A 14,772-nucleotide genomic window follows, 5' to 3' on the forward strand; every position below is an offset into this window, starting at 1 on the left:
AAAACCGCCCATCGCGGGCGGATTTTCACTCATCTGCCCCCCTTGCGGGGGAGCGATCAGTTCAGCAGGGTCAGGGGGTCCGTGTAGGCCAGGTTGTGGGCCACGGCGACCTCCTTGCAGGTGATCTTGCCCTCCATCACGTTCAGGCCGTGCAACAGGTGGGGGTCGCTCAGCAGTGCCTTGCGATAGCCCTGTTCCGCCAGCTTGATGATGAAGGGGAGGGTGGCGTTGTTGAGGGCCACAGTGGAGGTGCGGGCCACGGCGCCAGGCATGTTGGCGACACAGTAGTGCACCACGTCATCGACGATAAAGGTGGGATCCTCGTGGGTGGTCGCATGGGAAGTCTCGACGCAGCCGCCCTGATCGATGGCCACGTCCACGATGGCCGCCCCCGGCTTCATGCGGGCAATGTGGTCACGGCTGACAAGTTTTGGCGCAGTGGCGCCGGGCACCAGCACACCGCCGATGACCAGGTCCGCTGCCAGCAGGTGACGCTCCAGGGTCTCGCGATTGGAGTAGACCACCTTGGCTGCGCCCTGGAACTCGCTGTCGAGACGACGCAGGGTATCGATGTTGTTGTCGAGGATGGTGACGTCGGCGCGCAGACCGATGGCCATGCGGGCAGCGTTGGAACCCACCACACCGCCACCGATGATCACCACCTTGGCCGGTTCCACACCCGGAACACCGCCGAGCAGCACACCGCTACCACCGCGGGACTTCTCCAGCGCCTGGGCTCCCGCCTGAATAGACATGCGTCCAGCCACTTCCGACATCGGGGCCAGCAGGGGCAGGCCGCCACGACCGTCGGTGACGGTTTCGTAGGCGATGCAGATGGCGCCGCTGTCCACCAGTTCCCGGGTCTGGGCCAGGTCTGGCGCCAGGTGCAGGTAGGTAAAGAGGGTCTGGCCCGGGCGCAGCATGGCGCGTTCGACCGCCTGCGGCTCCTTGACCTTGACGATCATCTCCGCCTTGGCGAAAACGTCTGCCGCAGAGGCCAGGATCTCGGCTCCGGCAGCCAGATAATCTGCATCACTGAAGCCAATGCCATTTCCTGCGCCGCTTTGGACGAAAACAGTATGGTTTCGTGCTGTCAGTTCACGTACACTGGCCGGAACCATGCCTACGCGATATTCATGGTTTTTTATTTCCTTAGGTACACCGATAATCATGCTATCCCTCGTCTATCGATTGGTGGTTTATGTTGCCTAATTGTTAAGCGACATATGCGCCTAGTATATTCAGGTATTGACAGGATTTGTGACCATTATTATAAAATGACTGGTGATTCTTACCAAAAAATAGCCAAAGGATGGAATTAAATGATGGAAGCTAAGAGTCGGCTAAAGGATTTGGACAGGATTGACCGCAACATTCTTAATGAACTGCAAAAGGATGGCAGGATTTCGAACGTTGAGTTGTCCAAACGAGTTGGCCTGAGTCCCACACCGTGTCTGGAACGGGTTCGTCGCCTGGAGCGACAAGGGTATATCGAAGGGTATGCCGCCATTCTGAATCCTCATTATCTTGACGCGTCTCTGCTGGTATTCGTGGAAATTACCCTCAATCGTGGCGCACCCGACGTGTTCGAGCAGTTCAACAAGGCTGTTCAGGTACTCGAAGAGATCCAGGAGTGCCATCTGGTATCCGGTGATTTCGACTATCTGCTCAAGACCCGCGTCAGCGACATGTCCGCCTACCGCCGACTGCTGGGTGAAACCCTGCTGCGTCTGCCGGGCGTCAATGACACCCGCACCTATGTGGTGATGGAAGAGGTCAAACAGAGCAGTCGTCTGGTGATCAGCACCCGATAAGCGGGGTTGTGCTGTGACTTGCAAGTACCATGACGAGTCACGATAGTCAGAAACGAGCGGCCGGTCCGCTCGTTTCTTCTTATTTACTGTTTCATGGCCCGCCTTCAGGCACTGGCTGACAATCGGTGGGCTTTTCAGGGATACTAGGCCCCCTATCCCCGCATTCATGTTTTCAGAAAGGAGCCGGAGTTTGGCCGATAAAAAGCTGTTTACTCCTTTATCAGGTACACAACGGATCTTCGAGGCCGTCTTGATTGCCATCACCCTGATGGCTGCCTATCTCTTGCTTGCCCTCTTGACCTATCACCCCGCCGATCCCGGCTGGTCCCAGACCTCCTGGCAGGGAGAGGTAAAGAACCTCGCTGGTAGCGCGGGGGCCTGGCTCGCGGACATCACCATGTTTACCTTCGGGGCCTTCTCCTACCTGGTGCCCCCCCTGGTGGTCCTGCTCGGCTGGAGCCTGTTCTGGCGCCCGAGCAAGCTGCTGGAAGTGGACTATCTCACCCTGTCGGTGCGGATCATCGGTTTCATCCTCACCGTGCTCGGCATGTCCGCCATCGCCAGCATGAACTTCAACGATCTGCAGAACTTCTCCGCCGGTGGCCTGGTCGGAGACGTGATCGCCTCCGCCGTGGTGCCCCTGTTTGGTGGCGTGGGGGCCAACCTGATGCTGCTCTGCTTCGTGGCGACCGGCATCACCCTGTTTACCGGCTGGTCCTGGCTCACCATCGTCGAGCGTATCGGTGCCGCCTGCACCGGTAGCATCAGCGCCATCTACCATTTCCCCACCACCCTGGGTCGCTGGCTGACCGGCGGCTGGCGCCAGCCCCGCTACGAGGGGCCGGATCCCCTGCTGGAAGGTGGGGTGGGCAGCTTCGACCAGGAGGAGGACGAAGACGAGCCCCACAGCAGCTGGACACGCAATCCCAAGGCTAAAAATCGGGCTCAGAAGACAAAATCTGACGAATGGCTGCCGGAGCTTGACGAAGACACCTTCCAGTTCGATCCGCAGTTTGACGATGAGGATGACGACGCCCCGGCGCCTGCCGCCAAGGGCAAGCGCGTGGCCAATGGCCGTCAGCGCCCCGTGGTGAGCCAGGAAGAGGACGATCTCGATCTGCCCTGGGCGGAAGGGGAGGAGGCTCCCGAGGCCCCGGTCGCCCCGGCGCCGGTCAAGGCGAAGCGCCGTCCCCAGGCCGATCTGGCCCCCCTGCCGAGCATCGAACTGCTGGACAGGCCGCCCGCCAAGACCCAGATGATGAGCAAGGACGAGCTGGAGCGCATGGGCCGGCTGGTGGAGGCGAAACTCGCCGACTACAACGTGCAGGCCAAGGTGGTCGGCGTCTATCCGGGCCCCGTCATCACCCGTTTCGAGCTGGATCTGGCACCGGGCATGAAGGCGAGCAAGATCACCAACCTGTCGCGGGATCTCGCCCGTTCCCTCTCCGCCAGCAGCGTGCGGGTGGTGGAAGTGATCCCCGGCAAGACCTATGTCGGCATCGAGCTGCCCAACCGGGTGCGCCAGACCGTCTACCTGCGTGAGACCCTGGACTGCGAGGCGTTCCGTGATAGCCGCAACCCGCTGACCATGGGGCTGGGCCAGGACATCGCCGGCGAACCCGTGGTAGTGAACCTCGCCAAGATGCCCCACCTGCTGGTGGCCGGTACCACGGGCTCGGGCAAGTCGGTGGGGGTGAACACCATGATCATCTCCATGCTCTACAAGTCCTCGCCCGAAGACCTGCGCTTCATCATGATTGACCCCAAGATGCTGGAGCTCTCGGTCTACGAAGGCATTCCGCACCTGTTGACCGAGGTGGTCACCGACATGAAGGACGCAGCCAACGCCCTGCGCTGGTGCGTGGGCGAGATGGAGCGCCGCTACAAGCTGATGTCCGCGGTCGGGGTGCGCAACCTCAAGGGGTATAACGACAAGGTATTGGCCGCCATCGAGGCCGGTGATCCCCTGCTGGATCCCCTGTGGCGCCCGAGCGACTCCATGGATCAGATGCCGCCGGAGCTGGAAAAACTGCCCCACATAGTCGTGGTGGTGGACGAGTTCGCCGACATGATGATGATCGTCGGCAAGAAGGTGGAAGAGCTCATTGCCCGTATCGCCCAGAAGGCGCGGGCGGCCGGTATTCACCTCATTCTCGCGACCCAGCGTCCGTCGGTGGATGTGATCACCGGCCTCATCAAGGCCAACATCCCGACCCGGATCTCCTTCCAGGTGTCGAGCAAGATCGACTCGCGCACCATCCTGGATCAGGGGGGCGCAGAATCCCTGCTCGGCATGGGTGACATGCTCTACATGCCGGCCGGCACCTCCAACCCCACCCGGGTCCACGGTGCCTTCGTGGATGACCACGAGGTACACAAGGTGGTGGCGGACTGGAAACTGCGTGGCGAGCCGGATTACATCGAGGAGATCCTCTCCGGCGAGTCGGACGGCGAGGGGAGCGGCGGTGAATACGGCGGCGGCGGTGACGAGGAGCTCGACCCCCTGTTCGACGAGGCGGTCGCCTTCGTGGTGGAATCCCGCCGCGGCTCCACTTCCAGCGTGCAGCGCAAGTTCAAGATCGGTTACAACCGGGCGGCCCGTCTCATCGAGCAGATGGAAAACCAGGGCATCGTCAGTTCCCCGGGCGGCAACGGCCAGCGCGACGTGCTGGCACCGCCCCCGGTGCGTGACTGAGCCTCACATCATCCTGGCCATGCCCTCTGCGGGCGTGGCCTTTTATCGAGAACCTCCCTATGAAGAGCCTGATGAAAAAACAACTGTTGATGGGTTCCATGCTGCTGGTCGCCAGCAGCCAGGTGTGGGCCGATGCAGCCAGCGATCTCAAGCAGAAACTGGCGGGCGTCAGCCTCTTCTCCGCCAAGTTTGCCCAGACCGTCTATGACAGCAAGGGCAAGGAGCTGCAGAAGGCGAGCGGCTCCCTGGTGGTGCAGCGCCCGAATCGTTTCAACTGGCACACCACCTCCCCGGACGAGAGCCTGATCGTGGCCGATGGCAAGGATGTCTGGGTGTATGACCCCTTCGTCGAGCAGGTCACCGCCCTCAAGATGAAGGATGCGGTGCTCAACACCCCCTTCGTGCTCATCGCCGGTAACGACAACAGCCTCTGGAAGAACTACGACGTGACCCAGGAAGGGGATGTCTACACCGTCACCAGCCGCAACAAGGACGAGCTCATCGCCTCCTTCCGCATCACCTTCGACAGGCAGAACAACATCAGCCGCTTCGACGTGAAAGAGGCACAGGGGCAGTGGAGCGAGTTCACCCTGGGCAGCTTCAACCGCAAGCCGGTGCTCAAGGGCAACGAGTTCGTGTTCAAGATCCCCAAGGGGGTCGAGCTGGACGATCAGCGCTGATGCCCGGGCAGGCGCTGACCTTGTTGGCGGGCCGCCCGGCAACGGCGGCCCGCATCCTTCCTGACGGTCAATGCAGATGAGCAATTTATCGCTGGATTTCTCGTCGGACTTTCGTCCGCTGGCGGCCCGGATGCGGCCGCAAACCCTCGACCAGTACATCGGTCAGCAGCATATCCTCGGGCCCGACAAGCCCCTTCGCAAGGCTATTCTGGCCGGCCACTGCCACTCCATGATCCTGTGGGGGCCACCCGGTACCGGCAAGACCACGCTCGCAGAACTGGTGGCCCACTACTGCCAGGCGGAGGTGGAGCGGGTCTCCGCCGTCACCTCCGGCATCAAGGAGATCCGCGCCGCCATCGACAAGGCGAAGGAGAACAGCTGGCGCGGGGTACGCACCATCCTCTTCGTGGACGAGGTGCACCGCTTCAACAAGAGCCAGCAGGATGTCTTCCTGCCCCACATCGAAGATGGCACCATCACCTTCATCGGCGCCACCACCGAGAACCCCTCGTTCGAACTCAACAACGCGCTGCTCTCCCGGGCCCGGGTCTATCTGCTCAAACGGCTGGAGGAGAGCGACATCCTCGCCATGATCGATCAGGCGATGACGGACGCCCGCGGTCTCAATGATCCGGCCCTCGCCTTTGCCCCCGGGGTCAAGGAAGCGCTGGCAAAAGCCGTGGACGGGGACGGGCGCAAGTCCCTCAACTACCTGGAGCTCCTGGCCGACATGGCCCAGCTCGACGGCAGCGGCCACAAGCAGATCGACAGCGCCCTGCTCGCCGCCGTGGTGGGGGAGCACGTGGCGCGCTTCGACAAGGGGGGCGATCACTTCTACGACCTCATCTCGGCGGTGCACAAGTCCATTCGCGGCTCTGCGCCGGATGCGGCCCTCTACTGGTATGCCCGCATGGTGAGCGCCGGTTGCGATCCTCTCTACATCGCCCGCCGGTTGCTGGCCATCGCCTCGGAAGACGTGGGCAACGCCGATCCGCGCGCCATGCAGGTGGCCCTGTCGGCCTGGGACTGCTTCCACCGGGTCGGCCCGGCGGAAGGGGAGCGGGCCATCGCCCAGGCGATCGTCTACCTCGCCTGCGCCCCCAAGAGCAATGCGGTCTACACCGCCTGGAAGGCGGCGCTGGCGGACGCCAAGAACCTGCCGGATTTCGAGGTGCCGCCCCACCTTCGCAACGCCCCGACCAGGCTCATGAGCGAGCTCGGCTACGGCGCCGAGTACCGCTACGCCCACGACGAGCCGGGGGCCTATGCCGCTGGTGAGGAGTACTTCCCGCCGGAGCTGGCCGGCAAGCAGTACTATCAGCCCACCGATCGCGGCCTTGAGAAGCAGATCGGCCAGAAGCTCGACTATCTGCGCGAACTGGACAGACAGGGCCCGCGCCGTCGGGAGAAATAACCGGACGGGGCAGGGGAGCGCCATGGTGCCCCCCCTGCCAGACCAATCCGGGTCGATTGCGCGTTAATTGGCCAGCGGATTTGATCCTGGTCGTCACCGCCCGGAAAACAGGGCAAAACGGGCGCATTACTCCCTGTTCGGGCGGGGGGGCGGTCTGCTACACTGCCCGTCTGACCCCGCTCGTCTTGGCCTGGCGCCATCTTCTTGATTTCGAAGGCTCGATCTTGTCGGCCCGATGCAAAAGAGGGCAGGGGTGTGCCAACCGATGTTAACTTCCGGATCTGTTCTTCAGCCCTGTCACGATGACCCGGGCCCAGATCCCATTAAAAAAGTAGGTAAACCATGCTGGATCCCAAATATCTGCGCAGCGACATCGACGATGCCGCCGCTCGTCTGGCGACACGTGGCTACGTTCTGGACGTAGCGGCTGTCAACGCTCTGGAAGAGAAACGCAAGGATCTGCAGTCCCGTACCCAGGAGCTGCAGGCCGAGCGTAATGCCCGCTCCAAGTCCATCGGTGAGGCGGCCCGCCGCGGTGAAGATGTGGCCCCCCTCAAGGCACAAGTGACCAAGATCAACGAGGAGCTGGAGACCAGCAAGGTCGAGCTGGAGGCCCTGCTGGCCGAGCTCAAGACCATCGCCGACATGATCCCCAACCTGCCGAGCGACTCCACCCCGGTGGGCCGCGACGAGAACGACAACGTTGAAGTGCGCCGCTGGGGCACCCCGCGCGAATTCGACTTCCAGGTGCGCGATCACATCGATCTGGGTGAAGCGGCCAAGGGCATCGACTTCAAGAACGGCGTCAAGCTCTCCGGTTCCCGCTTTGTGGTGATGAAGGGGCAGATTGCCCGCCTGCACCGCGCCCTGGCCCAGTTCATGCTGGACCTGCACACCCTGCAGCACGGCTACACCGAGTGCTACGTGCCCTATCTGGTGAACCCGGACAGCCTGTACGGTACCGGCCAGCTGCCCAAGTTCTCCCAGGATCTCTTCAACACCGGTATCGAAGGAGAAGGGGAAGAAGAGGGCAAGGTGCGCAAGTTCTCCCTGATCCCGACCTCCGAAGTCCCGCTCACCAACATGGCCCGGGACGAGATCTTCGACGAGCAGGACCTGCCCATCAAGATGACCGCCCACAGCCCCTGCTTCCGCTCCGAGGCGGGCTCCTACGGTCGTGACACCCGCGGTCTCATCCGCATGCACCAGTTCGACAAGGTCGAGATGGTGCAGCTGGTACACCCGGAGAAATCCTGGGACGCCCTGGAAGAGATGGTCGGTCACGCCGAGAAGGTGCTGCAGCTGCTGGAGCTGCCGTACCGCGTGATGGCGCTCTCTACCGGTGACATGGGCTTCTGCGCCGCCAAGACCTACGATCTGGAAGTGTGGCTGCCGGCCCAGAACACCTACCGCGAGATCTCCTCCGTCTCCAACTGCACCGACTTCCAGGCGCGCCGCATGCAGGCTCGCGTGCGGGTCGACGGCAAGCCGCAGCTGCTGCACACCCTGAACGGCTCCGGTCTCGCGGTGGGTCGCACCCTGGTGGCCGTGCTGGAGAACTACCAGCAGGCAGACGGCCGCATCGCCATCCCGGCGGCGCTGCAATCCTACATGGGCGGACTGACCCACATCGGGTAAGCCTTTGTTGCAGACGACAACGCCATGGCATGCCATGGCGTTGTGCATTCTGGCGCCGGTCACGGGGTGACAAGGGGGGCCGAATCGTCTCCCTCGGCACGCCGGTTCCGCGTTTAACACAATTTTATCAAGCATTGCGCAATCGTTTTTGTTAGACTGCGCCGCAATTTCGCAGGACATCTTTTTCTATGGTCTGGATTGATTACGCCATCATGGGCATCGTTGGTTTTTCCGCCCTCATCAGCCTGGTGCGCGGCTTCCTCAAGGAAGCCATGTCACTCGTCACCTGGTTCGTCGCCTTCTTCATCGCCAGCCATTTCTATTCCGATCTCGCCGTCTATTTCACCTCCTTCTCCGACGCCATGGTGCGCAATGGTCTCGCCATCGCAGCCCTGTTCGTGGCGACCCTGATCCTCGGCAGCGTGGTCAACTACGTGGTGGGCCTGCTGGTGGAAAAGACGGGGCTGTCCGGTACCGATCGGGTGCTGGGGGTCTGCTTCGGTGCGATCCGCGGGGTGCTGATCGTCAGCGCCCTGCTGTTTTTCATGGATACCTTCACCAGTCTCTCCCAGAGCGACTGGTGGGCGGCATCCAGACTGGTTCCCGAGTTCAAGCCGGTGATCCAGTGGTTCTTCGGGTTCATGATGAACTCGTCCAGTTTTCTTCAACAGGTACAGTGACATCGAGGTAGCAAAGACATGTGCGGTATTGTCGGTATAGTTGGCACCACCCCCGTCAATCAGGCCCTCTACGACGCCTTGACGGTGTTGCAGCACAGGGGACAGGATGCCGCCGGGATCGTGACCATTGACAGTGGAAACTTCCGGCAACGCAAGGCCAACGGTCTGGTGAAGGATGTGTTTGAAGTGCGCCACATGCAGCGGCTGAAAGGGAATATCGGCATCGGACACGTCCGCTATCCCACCGCCGGCAGCTCCAGCGCCGCAGAGGCCCAGCCTTTTTACGTCAACTCCCCCTACGGCATGGTGCTGGCCCACAACGGCAACCTCACCAACGCCAAGGAGCTCAAGGAGCAGCAGTTCAAGGTGGCCCGTCGCCACATCAACACCACCTCGGACTCCGAGGTGCTGCTGAACGTGCTGGCCCACGAGCTGGATCTGTGCGACAAGATGGCGCTGCGTCCGGAGGACATCTTCGCCGCGGTGCGCAAGGTGCATCAGCAGATCCGCGGCGCCTACGCCGTGGTCTCCCTGGTGATCGGCCACGGTCTCATCGGTTTCCGTGACCCGAACGGCATCCGCCCGCTGATCCTGGGCCGTCGTCAGGACGAGCAGGGCCAGGTGGAGTACATGCTCGCCTCCGAGAGCGTGGCCCTCGACGCCATCGGTTTCGAGACGGTGCGTGACGTCGCGCCGGGCGAGGCCATCTACATCACCGAGCAGGGCCAGCTCTTCTCCGAGCAGTGTGCGGACAACCCGCAGATGAGCCCCTGCATCTTCGAGTACGTCTACTTCGCCCGTCCCGACTCCTTCATCGACAAGGTCTCCGTCTACGCCGCCCGCCTCAACATGGGTCGCAAGCTGGGCCAGAAAATTGCCCGCGAGTGGGACGATCTCGATGTGGACGTGGTCATCCCCATCCCCGAGACCTCCTGCGACGTGGCGCTGGAGATCGCTCACACCCTGGGCCTGCCGTATCGCCAGGGCTTCGTGAAGAACCGCTACATCGGCCGTACCTTCATCATGCCGGGCCAGACCCAGCGCAAGAAGTCGGTGCGCCGCAAGCTCAACGCCATCAGCTCCGAATTCAAGGGCAAGAAGGTGTTGCTGGTGGACGACTCCATCGTGCGTGGTACCACGTCCGAGCAGATCATCCAGATGGCCCGCGAAGCGGGTGCTGCCAAGGTCTATTTCGCCTCGGCGGCGCCGGAAATTCGCTTCCCCAACGTCTACGGCATCGACATGCCCACCGCCAACGAGCTGATCGCCCATGGCCGTGAAGTGGAGGAGGTGTGCAAGCTGATCGGGGCCGACGGTCTCATCTTCCAGGATCTGGAAGATCTGGAAGCGGCGGTGCGGGAGATCAACCCCGAGCTGCGCCACTTCGAGACCTCGGTGTTCAACGGCCACTACGTGACCTCCGACGTGGATCAGGGCTACCTGGACCACCTGAACGCCCTGCGCAGCGACGACAACAAGGCGGTGCGCGAGTGGCAGGAAGGGACCAGCAACCTGGAAATTTTCAACGAAGGCAGTTAAACGTTTTCAGATTGTCATCGCGATGAAACAAGATGGGGGCCTAGGCCCCCATCTTGTGTTTGTGCACCCGGCGCAGTGCCTGGTGATAACCCGGGCAAGGGGCGCTCAGGCCAGATCCTCCCCGTTGCTCGCGATCACCTTCTTGTACCACCAGAACGACTTCTTGCGCCTGCGGGCCAGGGTGCCATGGCCGGCGTCGTCCCTGTCCACATGAACGAAGCCGTAGCGCTTGCTCATCTCGCCAGTGGAGGCGGAGACGAGATCGATGCAGCCCCAGCTGGTGTAGCCCATGAGCGGTATGCCGTCGGCGATGGCGTCCCCCATGGCCTGGATGTGTTCCCGCAGGTAGGCGATGCGGTAGTCGTCCTCGATCTCCCCCTGTTCGTTCACCTCGTCCACCGCCCCCAGGCCGTTCTCCACCAGAAACAGCGGCTTCTGGTAGCGATCGTGCAGGGTGTTGATGGTGATGCGCAGGCCCAGGGGATCGATGCCCCAGCCCCATTCGCTGACCTCGATGTGGGGGTTGCGCAGGGACTTGACCACGTTGGCCTCGCTGGTGTTGCCCTGGTTCATGTCGGCGGCGGCGCAGCGGGAGGCGTAATAGCTGAAAGAGACGAAATCGACGGTGTGCTTGAGGATCTCGTCATCCCCCGGCTCCTTGACCAGGGTCACCCCCTTGTCGCGAAACACGCGGGCCGCATAGGCCGGGTAGGCGCCTCTCGCCTGCACGTCGATGAAGAAGAGGTTCTCGCGATCCTTCTCAAGGGCAGTCCAGACATCGGCCGGCTTGCAGGAGTAGGGGTAGAAGTTGCCCCCCGCCAGCATGCAGCCCACCCGGTTGGCCGGGTTCACCTCGTGGGCAATCCGGGTCGCCAGGGCGCTCGCGATGAGTTCGTGGTGGGCCGCCTGGTACTTCACCTGATCCTGGTGTTCCCCCTCTTCGAACACCAGCCCGGCCCCGGAGAAGGGACTGTGCAGCATGATGTTGATCTCGTTGAAGGTGAGCCAGTACTTCACCAGGCCGTCGAATGCTTCGAAGCAGGTGCGGGCATAGCGGGTGAAGAACCCGACCATCTGGCGGCTTCGCCAGGAGCCGTACTCCGTCACCAGGTGCATGGGCACGTCGAAGTGACACAGGGTCACCAGGGGTTCGATACCGTGCTTCTTGCACTCCTCGAACAGGGCGCGATAGAAGGCGATGCCCTCGGGGTTGGGCTCGTGCTCGTCCCCCCTGGGGTAGAGACGGGCCCAGGCGATGGAGGTGCGAAACACGGTGAAGCCCATCTCGGCCATCAGGGCAATGTCTTCCCGATAGCGGTGATAGAAGTCGATGGCCCCGTGGCTCGGGTAGAACTCGTCCTCCCGCAGGGAAAAGCGCGTCTCCTGGCCGAGTTTGACCGCCATGCGGCTCGGGCCATGGGGGATCATGTCCACCGTGGTCAGCCCCTTGCCCCCCTCGAGATGGGCGCCTTCCGCCTGGTTGGCGGCCAGGGCCCCCCCCCACAGGAAGCCCTGGGGAAATCTTGCTAACGACATTGGTTACCTCTTGTCATGTCTGAAATGGGATCACGCGCTGGCCTGTGCCCGGGCGCCCGCGAGGGCCTGGGAGGCGTCGGTCTGGCGCTCGGTGTTCTCTGCCGGTATGTCGTCGAAGCCCATCAGCAGGGTCAGCACGAAGGAGAGCACCACGGAGAGCGCCATCACGCCGAACACCCAGGCGATGCTCATGGGGTTGGCCGGATCGAAGAACTGCACGCTGGTGAAGAGGCCGGGGGCCGCCATGGAGTGGCTGGCGAGACCCGCCATGCCGGCGACGGCGCCGCAGATGAAGCCGCTGATGAGGCTCGCGATGAGCGGGCGCTTGAGACGCAGGGCGACGCCGTAGAGGGCGGGCTCGGAGATCCCGGCCATGATGGCGGAGGCTGCGGCGGCCAGGGCGGTCTGGCGCAGCTCCGGGTTGCGGGTTTTCCAGGCGACCGCGAGGGAGGCACCGCCGAGGGAGAGGTTGGCACCGATTTCGGAGGGCATCACCATGCCTTCCTTGCCGGTCTCGGCGATGGTCTGGATGATGGTCGGGGTGAAGACGCGGTGCATGCCGGTCATCACCAGCAGGGGCCAGAGCGCACCCATGATGGCCACCGACAGCCAGCCCAGGTAGTCGTGGACGGTGTAGACCAGGCCGGAGATGGCGGTCCCGATCCAGATGCCGACGGGGCCGATGAACAGGATGGCCAGCGGCGCGGCGATCAGCACGATCAGCATGGGTTTGAGGAAGTTCTTGGTCACCGCCGGGGTGATGCGATCGACCCAGCGCTCGATATAGGAGAGGCACCAGGTCATCACCAGGGCGGGGATGACGGTGTAGGTGTATTTCACTGCGGTCACCGGAATGAACGCGAAGGTCACCTGCTCTCCCTGGGCGGCCCTGGCCATCAGATCGATGAAGCTCGGGTGCACCAGAACGCCTGCGATGGCGATGGCCAGCGACATGTTGGTCTTGAACTTGATCGAGGCGGAAGCCGCCACCATCAGGGGCAGGAAGAAGAAGGCACCGTCGCCGATGGCATTGAGGATGATGTAGTTGGGGGAGGTGGCCTCCACCAGACCGCTCATGCTCAGCACCATGGCCAGCAGCTTGAGCATGGAACCGCCGATGATGGCCGGAATGAGCGGCGACATGGTGCCGATCAGGGCGTCAAGGATGGCGGCACCGATGCGGCGCGAGCTGAACCCCGTGTTGCCTTGCACCGGTGCGGGCTGGATATCGGCCGGCAGCAGGGCGATGACCTCGCGATAGGCGTGGGAGACGGTGTTGCCGATGATCACCTGGCACTGGTTGTCGGCCTGTACCACGCCGAGCACCCCCGGGGTTGCCTTGAGCCCGGGGCCGTCGACCCGGGCCGGGTCTCTCAGCACGAAGCGCAGGCGCGTCATGCAGTGCGTGACGGCGACGACGTTGTCGGCGCCGCCGAGGGCGGTGATGACAGTACTGGCCAGAGCCGCATAGTTCTTTGACATCGAGGTTGATCCTTTTACCAAGTGGGTCCTGCTTCTGTTCACCACAGCTGATGGCGAGAGAAGGGGGATGAAACTGCGTGTGGAACCGGTTTCACATAGAGTGCGAGCTTTACGTTGGCGACACAAGTCCCCGGGGCCGACATTGTGCAGATCCGTGAATGGGATCACTGAAGGGGGGCTGCATCGCCATTCTTGCTACGACAAGCGGGGGAGGGTGCAGTACACTGCGGCCCGTCGAATAAAGGGGGAACATATGACGACGATGCTGGAGGTGGCAAAGCGGGCAGGGGTGTCAAAGGCGACGGTCTCCCGCGTGCTGTCGGGCAATGGATACACCAGCCAGGAGACCCGGGATCGGGTGTTCCAGGCCATCCAGGAGAGCGGCTATCGCCCCAACCTGCTGGCCAGACAGCTGGCGACCCGGCACAACCAGACTCTGGGGCTGGTGGTGACCAACACCCTCTATCACGGCGGCTACTTCGGCGAGCTGCTCTCCCACGCTGCGCGGATGACGGAGGCGCGGGGACGCCAGCTGATCCTGGCGGACGGCAAGCACAGCGCCGACGAGGAGCGCCAGGCCATCCAGTACCTGCTCGATTCACGCTGCGACGGCATCATCATCTATCCGCGTTTTCTCAGTGTCGAGGAGATGGACGAGATCATCGAGCAGTATGACCAGCCCATCATGGTGCTCAACCGGCGCTTGCCCCGTCACCCTGCCCACTGCGTCTATGCGGATCAGCAGGGAGCGGCCGAGGCCGTGGTGGACAGCCTGGTGGCGATGGGGCACAGGGAGATCGCCTTCATCACCGGGGCGGCGGAGTCCCCCACCGGCATCGAGCGGCTGGCCGGCTATCGCCAGGCCCTGCAGCGCCACGGTATTCCCCCTTGCGAGGAGCGGATCGTCGCCGGACGCTGGACCCCTGCCTGCGGCGCGCAGGGGGTATCGACCCTGCTGGCGCGGGGCGTACGCTTCAGCGCCCTGGTGGCCAGCAACGACGACATGGCCATCGGCGCCATCAAGCAGTTGCACCAGCAGGGCATAGGGGTGCCGGAGACGATCTCCGTCATCGGGTTCGATAACATCGCCGTGGCTCCCTACACCATTCCCTCCCTCTCCAGCGTCAAGATGCCGGTGACCGAGATGATCAAGGAGACCATAGGACGACTCATCGCCATGCTGGAGGAGGCAAGGCCCGTGGCCGGCGTGCCCTTCGCCGGGGAGCTGGTGCGACGGGACTCCCTGCGGGAGCGGAATGCCTGATCGGCAATTGCACCGGGGAGGTGGGCAGGC

At 62.9% G+C, this 14,772-nt stretch carries 11 protein-coding genes; 8 read left to right on the forward strand and 3 right to left on the reverse strand.

The window, feature by feature from the left end:
• Positions 1-56: 56 nt before the first annotated feature.
• Entirely contained in the window at positions 57-1,172 is a 1,116-nt protein-coding gene (ald, locus tag I6L45_RS15380) for an alanine dehydrogenase (RefSeq protein WP_216982537.1), read from the reverse strand.
• A gap of 150 nt (positions 1,173-1,322) precedes the next feature.
• Between ald and lrp the strand changes: the two genes are divergently transcribed.
• The 7 genes from lrp (at position 1,323) to purF (ending at position 10,460) form a co-directional block, all read left to right on the forward strand.
• Positions 1,323-1,814 (forward strand): leucine-responsive transcriptional regulator Lrp, encoded by a 492-nt coding sequence (gene lrp / locus I6L45_RS15385; RefSeq protein ID WP_005300047.1) that lies wholly within the window; start codon positions 1,323-1,325, stop codon positions 1,812-1,814.
• Positions 1,815-2,004: 190 nt separating this feature from the next.
• Complete coding sequence (locus I6L45_RS15390; protein ID WP_216982538.1) at positions 2,005-4,509, forward strand: DNA translocase FtsK; 2,505 nt, start codon at positions 2,005-2,007, stop codon at positions 4,507-4,509.
• A gap of 71 nt (positions 4,510-4,580) precedes the next feature.
• On the forward strand, positions 4,581-5,189 hold the full coding sequence (gene lolA / locus I6L45_RS15395; protein WP_043761112.1) for an outer membrane lipoprotein chaperone LolA: 609 nt from the start codon (positions 4,581-4,583) through the stop codon (positions 5,187-5,189).
• A gap of 70 nt (positions 5,190-5,259) precedes the next feature.
• Positions 5,260-6,603, forward strand: coding sequence for a replication-associated recombination protein A (locus I6L45_RS15400; RefSeq protein WP_302054801.1), 1,344 nt, complete (start codon positions 5,260-5,262; stop codon positions 6,601-6,603).
• 342 nt (positions 6,604-6,945) lie between these two features.
• Complete coding sequence (serS, locus tag I6L45_RS15405) at positions 6,946-8,241, forward strand: serine--tRNA ligase (protein ID WP_043761019.1); 1,296 nt, start codon at positions 6,946-6,948, stop codon at positions 8,239-8,241.
• 188 nt (positions 8,242-8,429) lie between these two features.
• A complete protein-coding gene (locus I6L45_RS15410) occupies positions 8,430-8,921 on the forward strand; it encodes a CvpA family protein (protein ID WP_043761016.1) in 492 nt (163 codons plus the stop codon).
• Positions 8,922-8,939: 18 nt separating this feature from the next.
• Positions 8,940-10,460 (forward strand): amidophosphoribosyltransferase, encoded by a 1,521-nt coding sequence (gene purF / locus I6L45_RS15415; protein ID WP_043761014.1) that lies wholly within the window; start codon positions 8,940-8,942, stop codon positions 10,458-10,460.
• Positions 10,461-10,565: 105 nt separating this feature from the next.
• Here the strand turns inward: purF and I6L45_RS15420 are convergent, their stop codons facing one another.
• Together I6L45_RS15420 and ascF are read right to left on the reverse strand one after the other, a co-directional pair.
• Positions 10,566-11,996 carry a 6-phospho-beta-glucosidase gene (locus tag I6L45_RS15420; protein ID WP_216982540.1) on the reverse strand — a complete coding sequence of 477 codons (1,431 nt, stop codon included), beginning with the start codon at positions 11,994-11,996 and terminating at the stop codon, positions 10,566-10,568.
• Between the two features lie 30 nt (positions 11,997-12,026).
• Complete coding sequence (gene ascF / locus I6L45_RS15425) at positions 12,027-13,478, reverse strand: PTS cellobiose/arbutin/salicin transporter subunit IIBC (protein ID WP_216982541.1); 1,452 nt, start codon at positions 13,476-13,478, stop codon at positions 12,027-12,029.
• A gap of 253 nt (positions 13,479-13,731) precedes the next feature.
• Here ascF and I6L45_RS15430 point away from each other — a divergent pair, with 253 nt between their 5' ends.
• Entirely contained in the window at positions 13,732-14,742 is a 1,011-nt protein-coding gene (locus tag I6L45_RS15430; RefSeq protein ID WP_216982542.1) for a LacI family DNA-binding transcriptional regulator, read from the forward strand.
• The last annotated feature ends 30 nt before the right edge of the window (positions 14,743-14,772 follow it).

The sequence above is a fragment of the Aeromonas sp. FDAARGOS 1415 genome, assembly GCF_019048365.1.
GTDB lineage: Bacteria > Pseudomonadota > Gammaproteobacteria > Enterobacterales > Aeromonadaceae > Aeromonas > Aeromonas taiwanensis.